This window comes from Pleurocapsa sp. FMAR1, assembly GCF_963665995.1.
In the GTDB taxonomy this organism is placed as follows: Bacteria; Cyanobacteriota; Cyanobacteriia; order Cyanobacteriales; family Xenococcaceae; genus Waterburya.
Window position 1 is genome coordinate 796157 of sequence record NZ_OY762512.1, and the last position, 22844, is coordinate 819000.

Annotated in this window: 27 protein-coding genes and 1 pseudogene; 12 read left to right on the forward strand and 16 right to left on the reverse strand. The window is 39.6% G+C overall.

Annotation, left to right across the window (positions count from 1 at the left end; all coding sequences use genetic code 11):
* Positions 1-63 precede the first annotated feature (63 nt).
* A complete protein-coding gene (locus tag SLP02_RS03945; RefSeq protein WP_319419349.1) occupies positions 64-2571 on the forward strand; it encodes an EAL domain-containing protein in 2508 nt (835 codons plus the stop codon).
* 81 nt (positions 2572-2652) lie between these two features.
* Positions 2653-3714 carry a M42 family metallopeptidase gene (locus SLP02_RS03950; protein ID WP_319419350.1) on the forward strand — a complete coding sequence of 354 codons (1062 nt, stop codon included), beginning with the start codon at positions 2653-2655 and terminating at the stop codon, positions 3712-3714.
* A gap of 284 nt (positions 3715-3998) precedes the next feature.
* Here the strand turns inward: SLP02_RS03950 and SLP02_RS03955 are convergent, their stop codons facing one another.
* The 10 genes from SLP02_RS03955 to SLP02_RS03985 all read right to left on the reverse strand — a co-directional run bounded on the left by SLP02_RS03955 (position 3999) and on the right by SLP02_RS03985 (position 9445).
* Positions 3999-5081, reverse strand: a complete 1083-nt coding sequence (locus tag SLP02_RS03955) for a TIGR03032 family protein (protein ID WP_319419351.1) — start codon at positions 5079-5081, stop codon at positions 3999-4001.
* A 247-nt stretch (positions 5082-5328) separates the two neighbouring features.
* Positions 5329-5475 (reverse strand): hypothetical protein, encoded by a 147-nt coding sequence (locus SLP02_RS03960; protein WP_413467103.1) that lies wholly within the window; start codon positions 5473-5475, stop codon positions 5329-5331.
* A gap of 83 nt (positions 5476-5558) precedes the next feature.
* Positions 5559-5762, reverse strand: coding sequence for a hypothetical protein (locus SLP02_RS03965; protein ID WP_319419352.1), 204 nt, complete (start codon positions 5760-5762; stop codon positions 5559-5561).
* A complete protein-coding gene (locus tag SLP02_RS26500; protein WP_413467323.1) occupies positions 5665-5961 on the reverse strand; it encodes an ELWxxDGT repeat protein in 297 nt (98 codons plus the stop codon). Before SLP02_RS26500 ends, SLP02_RS03965 begins: the two co-directional genes overlap by 98 nt.
* Positions 5886-6104, reverse strand: a complete 219-nt coding sequence (locus tag SLP02_RS26505) for an ELWxxDGT repeat protein (protein ID WP_413467324.1) — start codon at positions 6102-6104, stop codon at positions 5886-5888. The genes SLP02_RS26500 and SLP02_RS26505 overlap by 76 nt, the downstream gene beginning before the upstream one ends.
* Positions 6091-6264: an ELWxxDGT repeat protein gene (locus tag SLP02_RS03970; protein ID WP_319419353.1), complete on the reverse strand. Its 174-nt coding sequence runs from the start codon at positions 6262-6264 to the stop codon at positions 6091-6093. Before SLP02_RS03970 ends, SLP02_RS26505 begins: the two co-directional genes overlap by 14 nt.
* Positions 6236-6457, reverse strand: coding sequence for an ELWxxDGT repeat protein (locus tag SLP02_RS03975; RefSeq protein ID WP_319419354.1), 222 nt, complete (start codon positions 6455-6457; stop codon positions 6236-6238). Before SLP02_RS03975 ends, SLP02_RS03970 begins: the two co-directional genes overlap by 29 nt.
* Positions 6458-6548: 91 nt before the next feature.
* Positions 6549-6794 (reverse strand): ELWxxDGT repeat protein, encoded by a 246-nt coding sequence (locus tag SLP02_RS26510; protein WP_413467325.1) that lies wholly within the window; start codon positions 6792-6794, stop codon positions 6549-6551.
* Positions 6795-7490: 696 nt separating this feature from the next.
* On the reverse strand, positions 7491-8165 hold the full coding sequence (locus tag SLP02_RS03980; RefSeq protein ID WP_319419355.1) for a calcium-binding protein: 675 nt from the start codon (positions 8163-8165) through the stop codon (positions 7491-7493).
* A 104-nt stretch (positions 8166-8269) separates the two neighbouring features.
* Positions 8270-9445: an ELWxxDGT repeat protein gene (locus tag SLP02_RS03985; RefSeq protein ID WP_319419356.1), complete on the reverse strand. Its 1176-nt coding sequence runs from the start codon at positions 9443-9445 to the stop codon at positions 8270-8272.
* Between the two features lie 312 nt (positions 9446-9757).
* Between SLP02_RS03985 and SLP02_RS26515 the strand changes: the two are divergent.
* Positions 9758-9913, forward strand: a pseudogene (locus tag SLP02_RS26515) (peroxiredoxin); the annotation flags it as partial.
* Here the strand turns inward: SLP02_RS26515 and SLP02_RS03990 are convergent.
* Positions 9908-10111: a hypothetical protein gene (locus tag SLP02_RS03990; protein WP_319419357.1), complete on the reverse strand. Its 204-nt coding sequence runs from the start codon at positions 10109-10111 to the stop codon at positions 9908-9910. The pseudogene SLP02_RS26515 and the gene SLP02_RS03990 sit on opposite strands and share 6 nt — an antisense overlap.
* A 91-nt stretch (positions 10112-10202) precedes the next feature.
* Positions 10203-12149, reverse strand: a complete 1947-nt coding sequence (locus SLP02_RS03995) for an ELWxxDGT repeat protein (RefSeq protein WP_319419358.1) — start codon at positions 12147-12149, stop codon at positions 10203-10205.
* Between the two features lie 384 nt (positions 12150-12533).
* On the opposite strand from SLP02_RS03995, the gene SLP02_RS04000 reads away from it, so the two are divergent.
* The 7 genes from SLP02_RS04000 to SLP02_RS04030 all read left to right on the forward strand — a co-directional run bounded on the left by SLP02_RS04000 (position 12534) and on the right by SLP02_RS04030 (position 17677).
* Positions 12534-13064 (forward strand): peroxiredoxin, encoded by a 531-nt coding sequence (locus tag SLP02_RS04000; RefSeq protein WP_319419359.1) that lies wholly within the window; start codon positions 12534-12536, stop codon positions 13062-13064.
* Between the two features lie 51 nt (positions 13065-13115).
* Complete coding sequence (locus tag SLP02_RS04005) at positions 13116-13889, forward strand: ZIP family metal transporter (protein WP_319419360.1); 774 nt, start codon at positions 13116-13118, stop codon at positions 13887-13889.
* Between the two features lie 92 nt (positions 13890-13981).
* A complete protein-coding gene (gene dps, locus SLP02_RS04010) occupies positions 13982-14482 on the forward strand; it encodes a DNA starvation/stationary phase protection protein Dps (RefSeq protein WP_319419361.1) in 501 nt (166 codons plus the stop codon).
* A gap of 134 nt (positions 14483-14616) precedes the next feature.
* Positions 14617-14898 carry a small RNA NsiR4-regulated ssr1528 family protein gene (locus SLP02_RS04015; protein ID WP_319419362.1) on the forward strand — a complete coding sequence of 94 codons (282 nt, stop codon included), beginning with the start codon at positions 14617-14619 and terminating at the stop codon, positions 14896-14898.
* Positions 14899-14988: 90 nt separating this feature from the next.
* Positions 14989-16398, forward strand: a complete 1410-nt coding sequence (gene gor, locus SLP02_RS04020) for a glutathione-disulfide reductase (protein ID WP_319419363.1) — start codon at positions 14989-14991, stop codon at positions 16396-16398.
* A gap of 150 nt (positions 16399-16548) precedes the next feature.
* The gene (locus tag SLP02_RS04025) at positions 16549-16863 is read left to right on the forward strand and encodes an IS630 transposase-related protein (protein WP_319419364.1); all 315 of its coding nucleotides are present in this window, start codon (positions 16549-16551) and stop codon (positions 16861-16863) included.
* An 85-nt stretch (positions 16864-16948) separates the two neighbouring features.
* Positions 16949-17677 carry a type ISP restriction/modification enzyme gene (locus SLP02_RS04030; RefSeq protein ID WP_413467326.1) on the forward strand — a complete coding sequence of 243 codons (729 nt, stop codon included), beginning with the start codon at positions 16949-16951 and terminating at the stop codon, positions 17675-17677.
* A 112-nt stretch (positions 17678-17789) separates the two neighbouring features.
* Here SLP02_RS04030 and SLP02_RS04035 read toward each other — a convergent pair whose 3' ends face one another.
* The 4 genes from SLP02_RS04035 to SLP02_RS04050 all read right to left on the reverse strand — a co-directional run bounded on the left by SLP02_RS04035 (position 17790) and on the right by SLP02_RS04050 (position 20612).
* Positions 17790-18455, reverse strand: a complete 666-nt coding sequence (locus tag SLP02_RS04035) for a hypothetical protein (protein WP_319419366.1) — start codon at positions 18453-18455, stop codon at positions 17790-17792.
* A 303-nt stretch (positions 18456-18758) separates the two neighbouring features.
* A complete protein-coding gene (locus SLP02_RS04040) occupies positions 18759-19160 on the reverse strand; it encodes a hypothetical protein (RefSeq protein WP_319419367.1) in 402 nt (133 codons plus the stop codon).
* Positions 19161-19338: 178 nt separating this feature from the next.
* Positions 19339-19632 (reverse strand): chaperone modulator CbpM, encoded by a 294-nt coding sequence (locus SLP02_RS04045; protein WP_319419368.1) that lies wholly within the window; start codon positions 19630-19632, stop codon positions 19339-19341.
* Positions 19629-20612, reverse strand: a complete 984-nt coding sequence (locus SLP02_RS04050; protein WP_319419369.1) for a J domain-containing protein — start codon at positions 20610-20612, stop codon at positions 19629-19631. The genes SLP02_RS04045 and SLP02_RS04050 overlap by 4 nt, the downstream gene beginning before the upstream one ends.
* 290 nt (positions 20613-20902) lie before the next feature.
* Here SLP02_RS04050 and SLP02_RS04055 point away from each other — a divergent pair, with 290 nt between their 5' ends.
* Entirely contained in the window at positions 20903-21601 is a 699-nt protein-coding gene (locus tag SLP02_RS04055) for an SRPBCC family protein (RefSeq protein WP_319419370.1), read from the forward strand.
* A gap of 99 nt (positions 21602-21700) precedes the next feature.
* Positions 21701-22588, forward strand: a complete 888-nt coding sequence (locus SLP02_RS04060; RefSeq protein ID WP_319419371.1) for a general stress protein — start codon at positions 21701-21703, stop codon at positions 22586-22588.
* The last annotated feature ends 256 nt before the right edge of the window (positions 22589-22844 follow it).

Consider the following 22844-nt stretch of genomic DNA (forward strand, 5'->3'; position numbering starts at 1 on the left):
AAATAATCTGTGACTCTAGTTAATTGTCAAAGCGAAATAAACACATTAAACCCAAACAACACAATGGATAGTTTAGATCAGTTACACCATATATTAGTAATTGAAGATCCTTCTCTTAAAAGAGAAATTAATCTTGATGCTGCAACTTATTCTATTGGTAGGCACTCTAGTAATGATATTGTTCTTTCTTGCCAAAAGACTTCTCGCAATCATGCCACTCTTTTACGCAGAACCGATCTAAAAACTAACAAATGTTCTTATTGGGTACTAGACGGAGATTTACAGGGCAATAGAAGTCGTAATGGAATTTATGTTAATGGCAAAAAAAGCTTAGTTCACGAATTAAAATCGGCAGACACGATTCAGTTTAGCGCAGAAGCTCAGGTTACATATCGAACATCTGCTAACTCAGCCAAAAATACTTCTTCTCAACAGCAAATCAAGCCTAGTTTGCCACCAGCAAACGATATAGTCAATAAAGATACGATTGTTAATCCCCCACAAGTTTCTCAGCAAGAGGTAAGTACACTCAAGCCTTTAGCTGCTTCTGTGCAAACTTCTTTAGCTGAACTTAGTCCTCAACCAATTATAGAAATAGATTTATACGGCAATATCATCTACATTAATTCGGCTGGCATTATTAATTTTAAAGACATACATCATCAAAAACTAGATCATCCTTTATTAGCAAATTTAATTGCTAAATACCATCAAGGTAACGATAATATAATTACTCGTGAGGTCAATATAGGCAATAAAACTTTTCAGCAAACTGCTTATTATTTACCAGAAAAAAAAGCAATTAGGAATTATATAGTAGATGTTACTGCTCAAAAAACCCTAGAGACGAAACTACAGCAAAAAATAACTCTTTATAACCAAATAACTGAGCAAATTGCTGAAGGAATTATCATAGCTGAATCGGCAACCAAACAAATAGTAGAATCTAACCTAGCCTGTAGTAATCTGCTGGGATATTCTGATGTGGAAATGCTACAGATGAACGTTTATGAGCTAAGTAACGAATCAGATAAGTTTGCCACAGTTCTCAAAAGAGTAATTGCCGAAAAGCAAGACTATACTGGAGACTGCCTATTTAAAAAGCAAAATGGCAATATAGTTAATGCGCTTGTAAACATAAGCTTGATTAGTTCTGAGGCAGATGAAAAAATATGTTTGATTATTAAGAATCAAGCGGAATCTAGAATTCTGCCTGATTCTTTTGTTTCAGTAAACATATCTGAACGAGAGATATTCAACCAACAGGTAATAACGGCGATCGCCAATGCTAAAAGAAGCCAAAAGCTATTGGCAGTGATGTTTTGCCAGCTTAATTCCTTGACCGATATTCAAGCAATTATTGATACCGAAAAAGTCAATCAGTTGTTATATACTTTACAAGAAAGACTAAAAACCTGTTTACGTGCAGGAGATACGGTTATTCAGTGGCAGGAAAATAAGTTTGCTTTACTATTACCGCAAATTGTCAACGTCGAAGAAGTAGTCAAAATTAATCAAAGAATAAAAGAATTAATTGGGCAATCTTTCAAGATTGGCGAAACTAGAGTTAATGCCGATAGCACTATTGGTATTGCAATTTATCCTCAAGACGGTGATGAAGGGGAGATTTTATTAGCCAGTGCCAACACCGCATTAGAACGCGCTCGTCAAAACAAAAAGAGTTATCAGTTTTACGATGAAGCAATGAATTCTCAAGCTTTGGTAGCTTTAGAAATGGAAGCCTTGCTTAAACAAGGATTAGATAGACAAGAGTTTAGACTGTACTATCAGCCACAAATTAATGTTGACACTGGCAAACTAGAGGCTATTGAAGCTCTGTTACGTTGGCAACACCCAGAATTGGGCTTAGTTACTCCCACTAATTTTATTAAATCAGCCGAAAAGTCAAAATTAATTATACCAATTGGAGAATGGGCAATTCGCCAAGCCTGTAGCCAAAATAAGGCTTGGCAATCACAAGGATTACCATCAGCCAAAATTACGGTAAGTCTATCCTCTGTTCAATTTCAACAGCCTGATTTAACGCAAAAAATTGCCGAAATACTGGCAGAAACTGCTTTAGAACCTCAATTATTGGAGCTTGAGATTAGTGCCATTAGCTTAATGGAAAATGTAGATCATAGTAATTATATACTAAACCAGCTACATTCTTTAGGGGTGCATATCGCTGTTGATAGTTTTACAGCAGGATTTTCGACTCTGGAATATCTAAAACAGTTTCCCTTAAATACGCTGAAAATAGATCGTTTTCTGGTTCAACAATTAACTGATAATCCTCAAGATTTAGCAATTATAGCTGCATTAATAGAATTGGGTGAGGGATTTAACTTGAGAGTAGTGGCAGAAGGCGTAGAAACCCAAGAGCAAGTAGATTTGCTATGTCAATTGAATTGCCAACAAATGCAGGGCTATTGGTTTGGTCGTCCTCTAGCTGCGGATGAGGCCAGCAAACTGCTACAGATCTGTAATCATCCAGAGAATTTAGAAATTACAGAAAGCTCAGAACAAGAGATATCAGAAGATACTGACAGCATAATTGATCATAACTAGATTTCTTGTTAATAAATAAAAAATGGAGCTACAAACAGTAATATAATTGGTGTCAGCCTTCAAATTAGTAATATCCTAAAAATGGAAAGTAATGGTAGTAAACCAGCTTTAGATTACGATCGCCTTTTTGACACGATCAAGGAATTAGTTTTAGCTCATTCTCCTAGTGGCGTGGAAGGTGAAATAGATCTAGAGCTAGCCGATCGCTTTACTGCTTTGAATGTCGAACATTATCAGGACTCGGCAGGTAACATAATTGCCAAAATTCCTGGTAAAGATGCCGATCGGGCGATCGCAATTACTGCTCATAAGGATGAAATTGGCATGATCGTTAAATCCATTGATCCTAATGGCTGTTTACAGGTGCGCCGTTTAGGAGGCTCATTTCCCTGGGTATATGGAGAAGGAGTAGTAGATATCCTGGGCGATCGAGAAGTAATCAGCGGTATTTTATCTTTTGGTTCACGTCATGTTTCCCATGAGTCACCCCAAAAAGCGCAACAGCTAGATACTCCTTTGATCTGGGAGGATGCCTGGGTAGAAACTAAATGTGATTTAGAAGAACTAGCAGCTTTAGGAGTGCGTCCAGGGACAAGAGTAGTAGTGGGCAAACATCGCAAACAGCCTTTTCGTCTTAAGGACTATATTGCTAGCTATACTCTTGATAATAAAGCTTCTGTGGCTATTTTATTAGAATTGGCTGCCAGAATTCAAAACCCGCCTGTAGATATTTATTTAGTCGCCTCAGCCAAAGAAGAAGTAGGGGCAATTGGTGCATTGTACTTTACCCAAAACCAGAAGTTAGAGGCATTAATTGCCTTAGAAATTTGCCCTTTAGCCGATGAGTATCCGATTGAATCAGGAATAGCTCCAGTATTGCTCTCTCAAGATAGCTATGGTGTTTATGATGAATATCTTAATGCAGAAATTCGTCTGGCAGCTACTAAAGCTAATATTCCCCTTCAGCTAGCAGTTATTGATGGTTTTGGTAGTGATGCTTCGATCGCCATGAAGTTTGGTCATGTCTGTCGGGGAGCTTGTTTGAGTTTTCCAACTCAAAATACCCACGGTTATGAAATTGCTCATCTCGGTGCGATCGCTAACTGCGTTGAGATTTTAGCAGCTTATTGTATGAGTATCTAGTACGTCTAATGTGAATTAGTTTTTGATTATCAACCTAAAATTCTTAAAGTGGGCAGAAGAAATAAAATATTAATATTTTGGAAATAAAAAAATTTTTAAGGACTTAAGCCCAAACAAATTTATTAGAGCAAAAGCATTGGTTTAACTTTTACGTGAGGGGTTTGGGGACGACGTAACGTCCCCGACAGGGGGTCTGGGGGAAAGTTCCCCCAGGAACAAATCACGGTTTTGACAGATAAATTTTAAATTAAGCATCTTTTTATTCACATTAAGCGTAAAGTAAATTACTGAGATGCACTGGCTGGTAGCGACCAAATTTGATTTGCTCCATCGGTTGTGGCATGAGGACCAGAAATTATTGCCGAAGGAAATTTAGCAATTTGGACATCAAAAATCTCGTCTACCCCTGCTTGAAATTCTAAGCTACTAATCATTTTTTGTGCTTGGAGATCGACGATCGCTATACCACATTTCAATTCCTTAAAGCGATCGCCAATTGGTAAATTGCCAAAAACAGCCGTTTCTCGAATCTTAGATAAACCAACAAAAGCATACTTGCCTGCAAGTGCTAAACCGCGTGTATAGCCAGGTAAACAGACAATTTTTGTATGTTTTCCAGAAGCTATATCGACTGTAATCAATTCACCATGACCTGAATTGAGTACCCATAAACGATTTTGATACATTCTGGGGGAGTGAGGCATGGCTAAACCTTCAGTAATTACTTTGCTGCTAGGAACTTCTAAAATGCAGCCATCAGTAGCTTTGTTGTCTCGCCAACCTCCAGGGGTATCAGTTTTCCCCATGACGGTAACGTATTTTGGCATCCCTTCGACCATAGCCACACCATTTAAATGACAACGATCTTCTGGAGCGATCGCACTAATAAAAGCTGGTCGCCATTGAGGCATAAAGTTATAGTTATTACTTAAGGTGCAAAGACAAGAAAACCGCGTGTTTACCATCCACAATTCCTTATTTCCCCAAGCTAAATCATGAATTGAAATATCTCCCGTGTATTGTCCACCTTTAGTCAAGAAGCAAGCATCATAAGTGCCTGGAGGTTCTATTTGAGGAGCTAATTTAGAATCATTTTTTAAGAAATACACCCAATCTTTGCCACCCACTGCCATTTGCGTAGGACTTATTGCCATTCCCATTGCCCGATCGAAGTTATGAAAACTAATATTGGGAGTATTGTCTTTAGCCGTAACCACCCCTAATTTCCCTGCTTGATAGGTAGAAAAAAAGAGAGTGATTCCCAAATGATTAAGAATGCTAGCTAGATTATTGCTGTATTCATAACGCACCTCTCGCAGCTTCTCTTCTTGAGCATTAGAGTTAGCTTCATTTTCAATTTGAACCATTGGTAGTTAAAAAATTACAATAAAATCAAAAATTAATTAGCTCTAAAAGTATAGAGGAGGTTTGAATCTGCTAAACCTCCTCAAATAAATCATTAGATTAGGTCAAAATCAGCAGCCGTTAGTTGTTCGGTATCGACCCCAGTAAAAGTTGCCAAGACTCGATCACCAACTTTTAGAGTATTTCCAGTCAGAGTTAAGTCATTAAACTCTAAACCAGCCGAACCAAGTTGAGCCGAAAAATATACGGTTACGGAATCGCTTCCCAGTTCAAAATCGTAATACTATCTTTCCCTTCACCACATCTCAGCACAAAAATATCTTCGCCAGCACCGCCAGTCAAGACATCTTTACCGTTACCGCCATCTAGAAGATCGTTACCAGCACCTCCAGTCAAGATATCTTTACCGTTACCGCCAAGGAGAGTATCATTTCCACCATTGCCTAGAAGATCTAGGTTATCTTTACCATTACCGCCATCTAGTTAAGATCTACCGTTACCAGCACTAGAAGATCGCCGACTAGGTTATCTTTACCGTTACCGCCAAGGAGAGTATCATTTCCACCACTGCCGTCTAAAGTATCTTTACCGTTTACCGCCTTCAATTTGGTCTGCACCATCTGTACCAACAAGGTTGTCAGAGCCATTCGTACCAGTAATGATATTAGTAGTAGTTGAATCATCAACAATTAACTTAAATAGTTCCCTGCCATTTTCACCATCGTCAGCACTAAAATACAGCTGGTTGTTAAACTCGGTAAAGTTACCGGGAAAAGAATCATCACTACCAGGATTAATATCTTCAACTAAATGAGTACCCTCAGTTGTGCCATCGCTGACCCATAGCTCGTCGCCATTTTCACCATCATCAGCCGAAAATATAACTTGTTGTTAAACTCGGTCAAGTTAGAGGGATTAGAACCATCACCACCAGGATTAATATCTTTAACTAATTGAGTACCTTCGGTTGTGCCGTCGCTGACCCAGAGTTCTCTGCCATTTTCACCATCGTTAGCCGTGGAAATATAGCTGGTTGTTAAACTCGCTCAAGTCATCGGGATAAGAACCATTACTACCAGGATTAATATCTTTAACTAATTGAGTACCTTCGGTTGTGCCGTCGCTGACCCAGAGTTCTCTGCCATTTTCACCATCGTTAGCCGTGGAAATATAGCTTATTGTCAATCTCGGTTAAGTCCCTGGGATAAGAATTACTATAATAACCACCATCAGGATTAATATCTTTAACTAATTGAGTACCTTCGGTTGTGCCGTCGCTGACCCATAGCTCTGAGCCATTTTCACCATCTTTAGCCGAGAAATATAACTTGTTGTTAAACTCGGTCAAGCCAAAGATAAGAACTATTGGTAAAAGCAATCCGTAGTAATCAGTACCACCAGGATAAATATCTTTAACTAATTGAGTACCTTCGGTTGTGCCGTCGCTGACCCATAGTTCTCTGCCATTTTCACCATCGTTCAGCCTGGAAATATAACTTGTTGTTAAACTCGATCAAGTAAGAGGGATAAGAACCATAACCATAACTACCAGGATTAATATCTTTAACTAATTGAGTACCTTCGGTTGTGCCGTCGCTGACCCAGAGTTCTGCGCCATTTTCACCATCATCAGCCCTGAAATACAGCTTATCGTTAAACTCGGTCGGGTAAAGATAAGAACCGTAACTATAAGAACCGTAACTACCAGAATTAATATCTTTAACTAATTGAGTACCTTCAGTTGTGCCATCGCTGACCCATAGTTCGTGCCATTTTCACCATCATCAGCCGTAAAATATAACTTGTTGTTAAACTCGGTCAAGTTATCGGGATAAGAATACGTAGCATAACCGTAAGGACTATAATTATAAACAAAAGGGCCACGACCAGGATAAATATCTTTAACTAATTGAGTACCTTCGGTTGTGCCATCGCTGACCCAGAGTTCTTGCCATTTTCACCATCAAGCCGTGAAATACAGCTGGTCGTTAAACTCGCTCAAGTCCCTGGGACCAGAACTATCACTACCAGGATTAATATCTTTAACTAATACAACTTGAGAAGAATTGTTTTCCATTTGAATTTTGCTTGATTGATTAATAAATTATTTATTGTCGATTAGATAGATAATTTATGCCAAGTAAACTTGTTTGGGTAATTTGTTTTTTCAAATTATTATTTCAAAACTACAATTAGTCTACAGTTATTTTAACCGCCTAAAATCCTTCTTATTAAAACTTTACTATTGATGTATTTTGAAGCAATAAAGGGCTTCGCGCGCTAATTTTTAGCTAAAAGTTGATAACTAAAAGCTTTTTGATCAATGGAATAATTATTAATAATTAAAAATAAACAATCATGGTATAAAGTCTAAAAAAGGTTTAGTAGATCTAAACCTCTGCCAATTGCGATCACAAAAAGTTATCGGGCGTAAGGTCTTCAGTATTCACACCATTCAAGGTTGCTAATATTTCCTCACCTGCTTGAATAGTATTTCCCGAAAAAGTTAGGTCGTCCAATTCTAAACTTCCCAGTAAACTAAGGCGATCGCTTTTTAAGTCAAAATCAAGAATAGTGTCTTTCGGGCGATCGCCAGCAAGAATAAAGATATCATTACCATTACCGCCAAGGAGAATATCTTTACCATTGCCACCATCGAGGCAATCGTTACCCGCACCACCGACTAGCTTATCATTGCCATTACCGCCAAGGAGAGTATCATTACCCGCATCACCGACTAGCTTATCTTTGCCGTTACCACCATCGAGGCAATCGTTACCCGCACCACCGACTAGCTTATCATTGCCATTACCGCCAAGGAGAGTATCATTACCCGCACCACCGACTAGCTTATCTTTGCCATTACCGCCAAGGAGAGTATCATTACCCGCACCACCGACTAGCTTATCATTGCCGTTACCGCCTTCAATTTGGTCTGCACCATCTGTACCAACAAGGTTGTCAGAATCATTCGTACCAGTAATGATATTAGTGGTAGTTGAATCATCAACAATTAACTTAAATAGTTCCCTGCCATTTTCACCATCATTAGCCGTAAAAAACAGCTGGTCGTTAAACTCGGTCAAGTTAGAGGGATAAGAACCATTACTACCAGGGCGAATATCTTCAACTAATTGAGTACCCTCAGTTGTGCCGTCGCTGACCCAGAGTTCGCCGCCATTTTCACCATCTACAGCCTGAAATACAGCTGGTCGTTAAACTCGGTCAAGTCTCCAGGATAAGAACCATCACTACCAGGATTGATATCTTTAACTAATTGAGTCCCCTCAGTTGTACCGTCGCTGACCCATAGCTCGTAGCCATTTTCACCATCGTCAGCGGTGAAATATAGCTGGTCGTTAAACTCGGTAAAGTCAGAGGGATAAGAACTATCACTACCAGGATTGATATCTTTAACTAATTGAGTCCCCTCAGTTGTGCCGTCGCTGACCCAGAGTTCCCTACCATTTTCACCATCTACAGCCGTGAAATACAGCTGGTCGTTAAACTCGGTAAAGTTATTAGGATAAGAATTACCACTACCAGGATTGATATCTTTAACTAATTGAGTACCATCGGTTGTGCCGTCGCTTACCCAAAGTTCTCTGCCATTTTTACCATCTCTAGCCGTGAAATACAGCTGGTCGTTAAACTCGGTCAAGTCAAAAGGATAAGAACTATTAGCACTACCATAATTATTACTACCAGGATTGATATCTTTAACTAATTGAGTCCCCTCAGTTGTGCCGTCGCTGACCCAGAGTTCGCCGCCATTTTCACCATCTTTAGCCGAGAAATACAGCTGGTCGTTAAACTCGGTCAAGTAACCGGGATAAGAACCATTAAAACCAGGATAAATATCTTCAACTAATTGAGTACCCTCAGTTGTGCCGTCGCTGACCCAGAGTTCGCCGCCATTTTCACCATCTACAGCCGTGAAATACAGCTGGTCGTTAAACTCGGTAAAGTTATTAGGAAAAGATCCATCACTACCAGGGCGAATATCTTTAACTAATTGAGTACCCTCAGTTGTGCCGTCGCTGACCCAGAGTTCGCCGCCATTTTCACCATCTACAGCCGTGAAATACAGCTGGTCGTTAAACTCGGTCAAATACCTAGGAGAAGGAGCACCATAATACCCAGGAGAAGGACCACCATAAGAATTACCACTACCAGGCAAAATATCTTTAACTAATTGAGTACCCTCAGTTGTGCCGTCGCTGACCCAGAGTTCGCCGCCATTTTCACCATCGTCTGCCGTAAAATACAGCTGGTCGTTAAACTTGGTCAAGTCCCTGGGATAAGAATCATCACTACCAGGAAAAATATCTTTAACTAGTACAACTTGACTTGAATTGTTTTCCATCGATCTAATCTATGCCTCTGCGATATGTGTAACTGTTAACTGTTTGAGTTGTATCAAATAAGCTCATCAAAACGATAAGTCTTTCTCGCCAAGAACAGTTGTTTTGATTTAAATTTTCTTCGCCCTGTTCGCTTAAGGAGTCGAGATTATGTATGTGTGATGTCCAAATCTGAGGGAGTTTACAAGTAAATTGTCACAACTTCTTTTAAAGCCATTTTTAGGCTGAATTCCCCTCAAAATTGATACATTATTTGTTTATAATTATCATCTTTTTGTCACGCGATCGCTTATATTAGTAGAAAAATTTACTTTGCTTTTGTAATGTTCAAGTGGGGTAAATAGCAAAGAGTCGAAAACGTATTCTTGCTTCGTGATGGCAATGGCGAATTTACACGCAAGATGGAAATGTTGATAGACAAAAGCAATCTTGGTTTTGGTATGCGTTCTTGGCGTTATTCTATGCTAGTTAAAGTTATGAAAACTAATATTGGAAGTATTGTCTTTAGCCGTAACCACCCCTAATTTCCCTGCTTGATAGGTAAAAAAAAAGAGAGTGATTCCCAAATGATTAAGGATGCTAGCTAGATTATTGCTGTATTCATAACGCACCTCTGGCAGCTTCTCTTCTTGAGCATTAGAGTTAGCTTCATTTTCAATTTGAACCATTGGTAGTTAAAAAATTATAATAAAATCAAAAATTAATTAGCCTTAAATGATTGAGGAAGTTTAGCAGATTTAAACCTCCTCAAATAAATCATTAGATTAGGTCAAAATCAGCAGCCGTTAGTTGTTCGGTATCGACCCCAGTAAAAGTTGCCAAGACTTGATCACCAACTTTTAGCGTATTTCCAGTCAGAGTTAAGTCATTGAACTCTAAACCAGCCGAACCAAGTCGCTCCGAAAAATATACGGTTACGGAATCACTTCCTAATTTAAAATCGGTAATACTATCTTTCCCTTCACCACATCTCAGCACAAAGATATCTTCGCCAGCACCTCCAGTCAAGATATCTTTACCCTTACCGCCATCTAGGAGATCGTTACCAGCACCTCCAGTCAAGATATCTTTACCATTACCGCCAAGGAGAGTATCATTTCCAGCACATCCAGTCAAAATATCTTTACCGTTACCTCCATCTAAGAGATCGTTGCCAGCACCTCCAGTTAAGATATCTTTGCCATTACCGCCAAGGAGAGTATCATTTCCCCCACTGCCGTCTAAAGTATCCTTACCGTTACCGCCTTCAATTTGGTCTGCACCATCTGTACCAACAAGGTTGTCAGAGCCATTCGTACCAGTAATGATATTAGTAGTAGTTGAATCATCAACAACTAGCTTAAATAGTTCCCTGCCATTTTCACCATCGTCAGCACTAAAATACAGCTGGTCGTTAAACTCTCTCAAGTCTAAGGGACCAAAACCGTTACTACCAGGATTAATATCTTCAACTAATTGAGTACCTTCTGTTGTGCCGTCGCTGACCCATAGCTCGTAGCCATTTTCACCATCTCTAGCCGTAAAATACAGCTTATCGTTAAACTCTCTCAAGTTATTGGGATAAGAACTGTTACTACCAGGATTAATATCTGCAACTAATTGAGTACCCTCTGCTGTACCGTCGCTGACCCATAGCTCGTAGCCATTTTCACCATCGTCAGCGGTGAAATATAGCTGGTTGTTAAACTCGGTAAAGTCAGAGGGAAAAGAACTATCACTACCAGGATTAATATCTGCAACTAATTGAGTACCTTCTGTTGTGCCATCGCTGACCCATAACTCTTTGCCATTTTCACCATCGTCAGCGGTGAAATATAGCTGGTTGTTAAACTCGGTCACCTTAGACGGATTAGAACCATCACTACCAGGATTAATATCTTTAACTAATTGAGTACCCTCTGCTGTGCCATCGCTGACCCAGAGTTCTGCGCCATTTTCACCATCTCTAGCCGTAAAATACAGCTGGTTGTTGAACTCGGTTAAGTAGCTGGGAAAAGAATCACCATAAGGACCACTACCAGGATTAATATCTTTAACTAATTGAGTACCCTCTGCTGTGCCGTCGCTGACCCATAGCTCGTCGCCATTTTCACCATCATCAGCCGTAAAATATAGCTGGTTGTTGAACTCGGTTAAGTTACCGGGATAAGAATACTTAGGATAACCGTAAGCAGTACTATATTCATAATAACCAAAAGGACCACGACCAGGATAAATATCTTTAACTAATTGAGTACCTTCGGTTGTGCCATCGCTGACCCAGAGTTCGTTGCCATTTTTTTCATCGAAAGCCGTGAAATACAGCTGGTCGTTTGACTCGGTAAAGTTATCAGGACCAGAACTGTTACTACCAGGATTAATATCTTTAACCAATTGAGTACCATCGCTTGTGCCGTCGCTGACCCAGAGTTCTGCGCCATTTTCACCATCGAAAGGCGTAAAATATAACTTGTTGTTAAACTCGCTCAAGTCATAAGGAGAAGAACCAATACTACCAGGAAAAACATCTTTAACTAATTGAGTCCCAGTAGCTGTGCCGTCGCTGACCCAGAGTTCTCTGCCATTTTCACCATCGTTTGCCGAAAAATACAGCTGGTTGTTAAACTCGGTCAAGTTCCTGGGATAAGAACTATTAGCACTACCGTAATCACCAATACCAGGATAAATATCTTTAACTAGTACAACTTGACTTGAATTGTTTTCCATCGATCTAATCTATGCCTCTGCGATATGTATAGTTGTTAACTGTTTGAGTTGTATCAAATAAGCTCATCGAAACGATAAGTCTTTCCCGCCAAGAACAGTTGTTTTAATTTAAATTTTCTTTACCCTGTTCGGTTAACAAGTCGAGATTATGTATATGTGATGTCCAAATCTGAGGGAATTTATCAGCAAATTGTCATAACTTCTTTTGAAACCATTTTTAGGCTAAATTTCGCTCAAAACTAATACATTACTTATTTATAATTATCATATTTTTGTCACGAGATCGCTCATATTAGTAGAAAAATTTACTTGACAACTCATAGTCGTTATGAGTATGATTTATTTATAAGAAATTTAAACTCACAATTAGGAGCAAGTTAAACAATGAGAGATACAGTACCAAGCGTAATCTTCAAAACTAGAGTTCGTGATGAATCCGTTGAAGGATCAAATCCTTTCCGCTGGCAAGATGTAAACACAGAAGAGATTTTCAAAGGTAAAAAAGTAATTGTATTTTCTCTTCCTGGTGCATTCACTCCTACCTGTTCTTCGACTCATTTACCTGGATACGAAAAGTACTACGATGAATTTAAGTCATTGGGTGTAGATCAAATTGTCTGTATTTCAGTTAATGATGCTTTTGTAATGTTCCAGTGGGGTAAACAGCAAGGAGTCGAAAACGTATTCTTGCTTCCTGATGGCAATGGCGAATTTACGCGCAAGATGGGAATGTTGGTTAGTAAAGATAATCTTGGCTTTGGTTCGCGTTCCTGGCGTTATTCTATGATAGTTAACGACATGAAACTTGAAAAAATCTTTATCGAACCAGATTTTGGTGATAACTGTCCTACTGACCCCTTTGAAGTTTCTGATGCCGATACTATGTTGGCGTATCTCAAGGGAGAAAAAAATTAGCCTAATCAAGGTAGGAACATTTAAATATTATGTTCCTACTCACAAAAAAACATGGGAACAATATATCTCGGTACTATAGCTAGCTTACTAGCAGGTTTAGCCACTGCCGTCGGCGCACTACCCATCTTATTTACTGCCAACATAAGCAAGAAATCGCAAGGAGTTATGTTGGGACTTGGTGGGGGTGTAATGCTAGCTGCAACCGCATTTTCTTTGATTATCCCAGGACAAGAAGCTGCCGTAGATTTAGGTTATTCTCGGACAAATTCTGCTTTAATCGTCAGTGTCGGCATGGCTTTAGGTGCTATTTTGCTGTTGTTAATGCACAATTACTTTCCCCACGAACATTTTAATAAAGGTGCAGAAGGAAAGATTACCGAGAACTTTGAACGTATTTGGTTATTTGTAATTGCGATTACAATACACAACTTTCCTGAAGGTTTAGCGGTTGGTGTTGGCTTTGGTGATGGAAGTATTAGTCATGGACTACCTCTAGCATTGGGTATTGCTTTACAAAATATGCCCGAAGGTTTGATAGTTGCTTTAGCATTAAGAGAGTTAGATTATTCCATCAAGTATGCTTTAGGAATTTCTTTGCTAACTGGCTTAGTTGAGCCTATTGGAGGTTTTGTTGGGGCAAGCATCGTCAATTTTGGACAAGCTTTTTTACCTTGGGGAATGGCGATCGCAGCAGGTTCAATGCTATTTGTAATTGTTGATGAGATTATTCCCGAAATAGATAGAGAAAGCAATGCCCAAGAAGGCACGCTAGGAGTTATGACTGGTTTTGTGGCAATGATGTTTTTAGATATTGCCTTTGGGTGAATCAATAAACAATTATCAATTATCAGTAACAATTGCTTAAATCTTAAAGGCTGAATTTTTTAAACTTAGTAAACGTCAAGGAGAACTAAATTATGATTTCTACTATTTCTCAAGAAAAGCTATACACTACTCGGATCGATTTATCAGAAGATGTTCGAGTTAAAGTAATCGAGACTTTGAATCAAACTCTCGCGGCAACACTAGACCTAAAAACCCAGACTAAACAGGCGCACTGGAACGTTAAGGGGATGGATTTCTATCAGCTACACCTACTGTTTGATGAAATGGCAGGGGAATTAGAAGAATATGTTGATATGGTTGCCGAGAGAGTCACTGCTTTAGGTGGTGTGGCTATGGGAACAGCCCGTATTGCTGCTAGCGATTCTATTTTGCCTGAATATGACTTAAATGCGGTTACAGGAATTGAACACGTAACGGCTTTAGCCGATCGCTTTAGTGCTTATGCTAAACACGTCCGTGAAGCAATTGATAGTACCGATAAATTAGGCGATCTTGATACAGCAGATTTATATACTGAAATTTCTCGCACTATCGATAAGCGTCTTTGGTTCTTAGAAGCACATTTGGTTTAAATTGTCTGCTAGTCATTGTTGATATTTCGGTGATGACTGGCTTTTAGCTATCAGCTTACCTTCGGTACAAATTATAGTTTTATACTTGGTTCAAGCTGCAAGATAAGCATTGCATATTTCAAGAGAGCAAAATTATGACAGATACAAAAGGTGCAGACGCGGTAGACAAGGCGATCGCCCAAGGCAAAGATCTAGATGGTTCTCCCATTCCTGAGCATAAATTGTCACTATATAACAAGGTAATGGGATTTGAAGCAGGAAGACAAAGAAGCGGAGTTACTAATACCATGCGATCGCGCATCGTCAGAATAGGTGCAAAGCATCTTTCCCAAGCTGAACTAAATCAGATGTTATTAGATGCAGAGTTTCCGCCTTTAAAAGACAAGGAAATTGCTTTTTATTACGGTGGAAAGTAGAAAAATCACTGAATTGAGGGGAAAGTTATCCCTTCAATTGCGAAGCTTCAAGCTTAATGCTTAAAGCTATAAAAAAGGAGTATAAGAAAAATGAGTTATGATTTTGATTTATTTGTGATTGGTGCGGGTTCAGGCGGTATTGCTACTGCTAGACGTGCTGCTCAATATGGAGCAAAAGTAGGAATTGTCGAAAGCGATCGCCTGGGAGGAACTTGCGTTAACCGTGGTTGTGTACCCAAAAAGCTGATGGTATATGCTTCTCACTTCCCTGCTGGATTTGAAGAGTCGGCAGGATATGGCTGGACAGTGGGAGAAAGTAGCTTTGATTGGTTAAAAATGATTACTGCTGTCAACGACGAGGTGACTCGACTTAACGGTATTTATCAGCGAATGCTGGATACTTCTGAAGTAAAGCTATACGAGGGTTATGGTAAATTTATTGACGCGCACACTATCGAAATCGGCGATAACCTCGACAGTCCCTACAACGCGGGGAACCCGCGCAACGGGCTGTCTCGCAAAGTTACCGCCGAGAAAATTTTAATTGCTGTAGGTGGTAAACCTGTCAAGCCAAAAAATATTAAGGGAATCGAACACGCCATCACTTCTAGAGAAATTTTTAATGTCAAAGAACAGCCAAAGCGTATGGTGATTATCGGCGGTGGTTATATTGGTGTAGAGTTTGCCTGTATCTTGAACGGTTTAGGCACAGAAGTCACCGTAGTTATTCGGGGAGACAAAATCTTGCGTGGTTTTGACGAAGATATCCGCGACGAGATCCAGACTGGAATGCAGAATCACGGCATTAAGTTTGTTACTGGTTGCAATTGCGATCGCATGGTGATTGACAAAACCGATTCTGGCTTAAAAATTACCGTACCTACTAATGACGGCAAAGAAGAAACTATCGTCGCTGATGCTGCTAGTTTAGCTGCTACAGGAAGAAAACCTGATTTAGCTAATTTAGGCTTAGAAAATACGCAAGTAGAAGTAGTAAAGGGTGCAGTAGCAGTAGATGAATATAATAAAACTGCGGAAGATAATATTTATGCAGTAGGTGACTGTACAGATCGCATTAATCTGACTCCTGTAGCCATTAACGAAGGTAGAGCTTTTGCCGACACCCATTTTGGCGGACAATCTCGACAAATGAGCTATGAAAACGTTCCTTCGGCTGTATTTACTACCCCTGAAGCAGCTACAGTTGGCTTGAGCGAAGCCGAAGCCAAGGAAAAATATGGTGATGCTGTTAAAGTCTATCGTAGTAAATTCCGTCCCATGTACTATACTCTGCCAGACAAACAGGAAAAAACTATGATGAAGTTAATTGTGGATACCAACACCGATAAGGTAGTTGGCGCACATATGGTAGGGGATGGCGCAGCCGAAATTATTCAAGGTGTGGCGGTAGCCGTTAAAATGGGCGCAACTAAAGCCAACTTTGATGCCACCGTGGGTATTCATCCTAGTTCTGCGGAGGAGTTTGTGACTATGCGATAATCTGATTATCTAATAGTAAAAGAGCGATCGCTCTTAAGAGAAAGGCGATCGCTTACTATATAAATCATGGAAGAAATACTAGAATTATAGTCATTCTAAATAGGAAACATATGGAATAATAGGATTGAGTTGAAAAATCAATCCTATTAGATGACTTATAGTGTAGATTTACGAAAACGAGTAGTTGACTTTGTAGCGACGGGAGGCTCAAAGGCAGAAGCATCAAGAAGATATGAGGTAAGTTTGTGGTGTGTGAATGATTGGTGTCAAAGAAAGAATTTAACTCCAACACCACAACTAGGAAGAAAGCGAAAACTAGATTGGAAAGCACTTATCCAACATATTCAAGAAAATCCAGACGCTCTTTTGAGAGAGCGGGCGCAACATTTTGGAGTCCATACGAGTGCGATTGGATCTGCTCAAAAACAAATGAAATTGACTCGTAAAAAAAACTCTGAAATATAGTGAACGTAAGCATGGTCAACGAATCGCTTTTCTGAGAAATTTGCGTGAGATTGTTGTTTTAGATGGTTCAAATAACTTAGTTTACTTGGATGAATCGGGCTTTGAAGAATATGTTTATCGCCCATATGGATGGTCAAAACGAGGACAAAAAACCTATGGCGAGCGCAATGGCAAAAGAGGAACGAGAACAAGCTTAATAGCAGGAAAAAGAGGCAAAGAATTATTATTCCATAATCATTATTGTAAGGGCGATTCGCGTTGTAAGGGCGAACGGCCGTTCACCCCTACGAAATTGGATATCTTTCATTACACCTACGCTGTTTTACACAACCCTGCATATAGAGAAAAATACGAACTTAATCTAAAACGAGAATTTCCGCGTATTCCTTTTTATGATAACTTCCGCCAGTGGACGGCTTGGGGAAAACAGCTAATGGATTTGCATATTAACTACGAAACTATCGAACCCTATACCTTGAAACGAATTGATATTCCTACTGCCGATAAAAATGCTAAATTTCCCAAAGTAAAACTACAGGCAGATAAAGATAAAGGAGTTATTACCCTAGACACCGATACGAGTCTACATAATATTCCCCCTGAAGCTTGGGAGTATAAACTAGGCAACCGTAGTGCATTGGAATGGATTTTAGATCAATACAAAGAAAAGAAACCTAAAGATCAAACAATTGCCGAGAAATTTAATACCTATCGCTTTGCTGACTACAAAGAACAAGTAACTGATTTACTTCAGCGTGTCTGTACTGTCAGTGTGGAAACAATGAAAATTATTGAAGCAATGGAAAAATACTAAGTTCTCTTTTTATAAGTTAATTGATGCTGATTTATACCATTAGGTTTTTAAGTTATAACATCGGGTTTATGTAGAGGCTGTTGGTCAACAGCCCTACAATATCTATCTAGATTTATCTAGCGAGATTTTCAGGTGTTTGAGGTTCAGGAACTGTTCCTGTACGAACAGGTCTAGGTTTTTTCGCTCCAACAGAAGCACCAATCAAAGATGCAGCTAGCCCTAGCAGCGAACCAATAATGAAAGACCAAGCTGCTTTGGCAGAATTTCCTGCTACCTCCTGTAACTTGTCCATTGGCACGCTGGGGACTTGGTTAGGAACGTCTGGTCCACCTGGTTTCTGTACCTGACTTAAAACGTCTCCTGCATTGGAAGCTGCCAGCCCAAAAGCTCCCGATACGCCACTAGCAAGTAACCAAGCACTAAGAGCTAAAGTTGTCGCCCAAAGAATTAGTCCGTGCAGCATTGCTGTTTTACCGTTCATAGGACTACAGCCAGAAGCAGTTACCCAACTACCAATAAATAAGGAAATTAATAAACTAACCACCGCCCAAATACCCACGCCAATGCCAACTGCACCAGCCTCGCTTCCTGATGCGCCGACAGTCAGACCGATCGCAGCACCCAAGGCACTAAGAATCAACTGCGTGGCGATCGCTACAAAAATCCCCGCAATAATTGGTCCCCACCTAATTCGATCTCGATCGTCCGCCATAGTAAATGTTTCTAATACTGTGTTTCTGTTTCCGGCTCTGTTTCCGACTGGATCTGTATAAGCCATAATAATTTGTTCCTTACGTTGAATTTTGTTTGGTTAAGTATAGTTAAAAGGCATTCCCACACCAGTTAAAAATTGTTAATTATCTGCTTTTCTAATTACCCTTATTTAACTACAAAAGGTTTTTGTGTATGTATTAAAGATTAAGTAGTAATAAGAAAGTTAAATAATCTTTTTGAAGATTAAAGCTGTAAATATGGCAGTTTAAATATTAAAGCAATTTTCATCGCCATAATTTTATGAGTGATGAGTACGGCGATCGACAATAATCACTTCGGGATGATCCGAAACAATTTTGTAAATAACCTACTCTCGAACACCACAGCCAGTTAAGATCTTCTCAGCACCTAATAGATCGGCTGTGTTACCTTCAACCATGAGCAGATACTCACCATGAGCAACCAAATCGTTATAGATCCGTGCAGTATCAACAGGAATATCTAGGTGAATTAAGGCATTAGCCAGACTCATTACAGTTTCATCTCCAGTAATATTCGAGTCTTGAGCAACGCTGCTAATACGAGTATTAAAGCGAGCGCGCAATGATTCGCATAGTTGAGTATCTACTATTTTCTCTTCTTTCTCTGTATTGCGAGCAATCACAAAAACTTGCTCTAGAGAAAAGTGTGACTTGTCTAGCTTTTTTAGTGCAGCTTCAGTATCTAAAGCATTCTCAAAGATGCCAATTGCCCTTTGCTGTTCTGTCATATTTATTTCTGCCCAATCTTAAAACATTCATCCAAAATGAGAATGATGAAGATGATGACTGTATCTTCTTCATTTTTTAAGCTTTTTCTATCCAGCAAAGGACAGATCTTTATTTATGGTCAAAAACCTAGATTGCTTACCGCACAAGGCATTTGGCTGTTTTAATCATAAATACTTCTCAAGGCTGACGTAAAGCATTTAATTGCGATCGCAAGCGGTGATTTTCTTCTGTAAGCTCTAATACCATTGCTGCACCTATTAAATTTAAGCCTAAGTCTCTTCGCAGACGCATAATTTTTATTACTCGCAAAGTATCTTCTTGTCTTAACATTGAGCCTTCTGGTTCAATTACTCCCAGCCGAATAAAACACTGAATTGTAGTAACCGAAGTTTGGGTAATAGTAGCGACGCGCTCAAAACTAATTAAATCGTCGCCTTGTTGGGAAATTACATCGCGGGACAAACTACTCATAATTTAATATTCTCCAAACTTTTGCGGGGTTTATAGCTACTAGCTTGCTGAATCTTCTGATAATATTCTCTTTCTGTATCGCTGATATCTTTGGGAGTAACAATTTTTAATTTCACCAGCAAATCGCTACGCTGTTGGTTAAGTTTGCGCCAGCCTTTACCTTTCAACTTCAGAGATTGTCCTGAATTTACTCCCGCAGGAACTTTCATCGTTACTTTGCCATCTGGAGTCGGAACAATAATATCTGTACCCAATACAGCTTCTTCTGGGGTAATGGGGATTTCGGCAACTAAGTTATCGCCCTTAAACTTAAACAAGGAATGAGGTTGCAGTTCAATATTAAGATATAAGTCTCCTCGCTGTCCTGAAAAAGAACTAGGTTGTCCTTTACCTTTAATTCGTAAACGACTGCCTGTTTTAGCCCCAGCAGGAATGCGAACTTTGACTGTTTCGTTGCCAATGCGAAACTGTTTCTGTGTCCCATTAAAGGCTTCCGAAAAAGTAAGGACAATTCCAGCTTCACTATCTTGGGCGGGCATATCACTGTAGCCATCAGCAAAACCACCAAAGCCACCAGGAGAAGTACGATAATTATAGCTGTTGCTACTTTTGCTGCCAGCAGTGCGACCTAATATATCATTAACAAAGTCTTCAAAGTTTCCATATTGACCAAAATCAAAACCTCCTACATCTACATTAACTCCAGCACCAGTATTTCCTGGCGGTGGAGTGCCTCCTTGTCCCATCTGTTGCGAATATTGTCCGTATCGATCGTATTTGGAACGTTTTTCAGAATTTGATAATACCTCTTGCGCTTCATTAATCTCTTTAAAACGATCTTCGGCTTTTTTATCTCCAGGGTTAAGATCGGGATGATATTTTCGCGCCAGTTTACGATAGGCTTTTTTAATCTCCTCAGCAGAAGCGTCTTTACTTATACCCAGTACTTGGTAATAGTCTTTAAAGTCGGTTGCAGCCATTTTTTAAATTGAACAATAAACATTTATCATTGAGCATTGTCCAGTCACTTCTTTAATTGTGTAACTAGAGTTAATACTGCCGAATCAATCTCTTCTACTAGGATAATTAAAAAGATCAATCGAGTGCATCTATATTTAGCTATAAAATTTCAGCGATTAACAATTTAATTGAGCTTGATTTTCCGTTTAACTGTATAAATCCTAAGCTCTGTCTTTAGATTGAAGCTAAATTAATCAAATTGTCGAAAGATAATTCTATAGCTATTGCGATCTTATTAAGATAAGTGGGTTTGGGTACATTTTTAGCACAGATAAATATTATGGAAAGAGTCGAGCGGACAAACTCAGTGAATGAAGCAATTACTAGCAAGGAAATTATCAATAGTTCATTGGTAATTAGAAATTTGCAGCAGCAGTCTTTAAAAGAGGTTTTAGCTGATTATAGCGATCGCCATCAGCTTTCAGAGACAAGTTTAATCGATCGCGCTACAGAGGCCATTGGTCTAACACCCAATCTTCAGGTAGAAAAAACCGTAACAATCGATCGCCCTGCATCTGAACTATACAGTTACTGGCGTAACTTAACCAACTTACCCAACTTTATGGGACATTTAAAGTCGGTAACCAATAAAGATGAAGAAGGTAAAATAACTCACTGGGTAGCTGATGCACCTTTAGGTCTTTGGGTTGAATGGGATGCCGAAATTATCAAAGATGAACCCGAGCGCTTAATTGCTTGGAATGCTCTTGAAAATGCAGACATCGATAACTGTGGTTTTGTGCGTTTTCAACCCGCTACGGGCGATCGCGGTACTCAAGTCAAGGTAGTTTTAGAATATCAGCCACCAGGAGGCGCATTAACTAATGCGCTCGCTAAACTTTTTGGTGAGTCACCCCAAGAGCAAATTGGCGATGAGCTAAATCGTTTTAAACAGCTAATGGAAACTGGTGAAATTGCTACCACAAAAGGACAGCCAAAAGGTTCTTGATTATAAAAATCAAATATCACTCGACACCTACAACTTTTGGGTGATGAATAAATATGAGATGGATCGAAGAATGTAGATGTCGTTTATCAAGAGGAAATAATGAATAATTATAAGCGTTCAGTAGGTTTATTTTATAGTCGTGAGGAAGCAGAAAAAGCTTTGCGCGCTCTTAAAGATGACGGTTTTGACATGAACCGAGTCAACGTCATTGCTAAAGATGCAGACCAAGTAACACAATCGGCTGGGGTAGATACAGCTTACGATGAAGGTAACAACGCAGCCGAGGGTGCTGGTGCTGGTGCAAGTTCTGGTGCTGTATTGGGCGGTATCGGTGGTTTATTAGTCGGTTTAGGTACTTTAGCCATTCCTGGCATTGGTCCGATTATTGTGGCGGGACAGGCTGCAACTACTATTGCAACTACCCTGGCTGGTGCGGGTATTGGTGCAGTAGCAGGGGGAATTATTGGCGGTTTGGTAGGTTTGGGTATTCCTGAAGACAAAGCCAAAATCTATAGCGATCGCGTTAGTGGCGGAAGTTATTTAGTTATGGTCAATGGTACGGATAATGACATTAGCCGTGCAGAGAGAATCTTGCACGACAATGGTATTGAAGAGTATGGCGTATACGATGCTCATGACATTGGCGATGACACGTATAATACAGCCCCTAGTACCAATCGCGTAAATACTAACCAGTCTGTAACTAGTATGGGAGATATAGATCGCTCTATGGTGCTTGAACCTAATACTACAGGTAAGGTTATGGATACTCGTACTGATGCTATTGACCCAACTACCCGTACAAGCGATCGCACTACTACTACAGATAGCGATGCTGATGTAATTGTGCTCGAGCCTAATACTACAGGTAAGGTTATGGATACTCGTACCGATGCTATTGACCCAACTACCCGTACAAGCGATCGCACTGCTACTACAGACAGCGATGCTGATGTAATTGTGGTCGAACCGCGAGACAATGTATAAAGTAATTCTCCCGCGTTTCTAACCAATCTATTTCTAGTTAGTCACATTAGCCGAACAACTAACACTAATTAGAAATATAAAAATAAATGTAGCAGCAATTGGATTTTATTTGGCAAAAATTAGCACACGATTTATAGTTGCTGCTACATTTGAAATTTAAAGCAAATTTGCTCAACTAAAACATTAGTAAATCAGATTTTACAACTGTCTATCGCTTTCTCTTCACCGAAAAATCAGTTCTAAAATTTAGTTCAGT

Bases quoted from the DNA above. Each gene is read 5' to 3' on its own strand.
- SLP02_RS03945 (WP_319419349.1), top strand. From the start codon at position 64: ATGGATAGTTTAGATCAGTTACACCATATATTAGTAATTGAAGATCCT.
- SLP02_RS03950 (WP_319419350.1), top strand. From the start codon at position 2,653: ATGGAAAGTAATGGTAGTAAACCAGCTTTAGATTACGATCGCCTTTTT.
- SLP02_RS03955 (WP_319419351.1), bottom strand. From the start codon at position 5,081: ATGGTTCAAATTGAAAATGAAGCTAACTCTAATGCTCAAGAAGAGAAG.
- SLP02_RS03965 (WP_319419352.1), bottom strand. From the start codon at position 5,762: ATGATTCAACTACTACTAATATCATTACTGGTACGAATGGCTCTGACA.
- SLP02_RS03985 (WP_319419356.1), bottom strand. From the start codon at position 9,445: ATGGAAAACAATTCAAGTCAAGTTGTACTAGTTAAAGATATTTTTCCT.
- SLP02_RS03990 (WP_319419357.1), bottom strand. From the start codon at position 10,111: ATGGTTCAAATTGAAAATGAAGCTAACTCTAATGCTCAAGAAGAGAAG.
- SLP02_RS03995 (WP_319419358.1), bottom strand. From the start codon at position 12,149: ATGGAAAACAATTCAAGTCAAGTTGTACTAGTTAAAGATATTTATCCT.
- SLP02_RS04000 (WP_319419359.1), top strand. From the start codon at position 12,534: ATGAGAGATACAGTACCAAGCGTAATCTTCAAAACTAGAGTTCGTGAT.
- SLP02_RS04005 (WP_319419360.1), top strand. From the start codon at position 13,116: ATGGGAACAATATATCTCGGTACTATAGCTAGCTTACTAGCAGGTTTA.
- dps (WP_319419361.1), top strand. From the start codon at position 13,982: ATGATTTCTACTATTTCTCAAGAAAAGCTATACACTACTCGGATCGAT.
- SLP02_RS04015 (WP_319419362.1), top strand. From the start codon at position 14,617: ATGACAGATACAAAAGGTGCAGACGCGGTAGACAAGGCGATCGCCCAA.
- gor (WP_319419363.1), top strand. From the start codon at position 14,989: ATGAGTTATGATTTTGATTTATTTGTGATTGGTGCGGGTTCAGGCGGT.
- SLP02_RS04025 (WP_319419364.1), top strand. From the start codon at position 16,549: ATGACTTATAGTGTAGATTTACGAAAACGAGTAGTTGACTTTGTAGCG.
- SLP02_RS04035 (WP_319419366.1), bottom strand. From the start codon at position 18,455: ATGGCTTATACAGATCCAGTCGGAAACAGAGCCGGAAACAGAAACACA.
- SLP02_RS04040 (WP_319419367.1), bottom strand. From the start codon at position 19,160: ATGACAGAACAGCAAAGGGCAATTGGCATCTTTGAGAATGCTTTAGAT.
- SLP02_RS04045 (WP_319419368.1), bottom strand. From the start codon at position 19,632: ATGAGTAGTTTGTCCCGCGATGTAATTTCCCAACAAGGCGACGATTTA.
- SLP02_RS04050 (WP_319419369.1), bottom strand. From the start codon at position 20,612: ATGGCTGCAACCGACTTTAAAGACTATTACCAAGTACTGGGTATAAGT.
- SLP02_RS04060 (WP_319419371.1), top strand. From the start codon at position 21,701: ATGAATAATTATAAGCGTTCAGTAGGTTTATTTTATAGTCGTGAGGAA.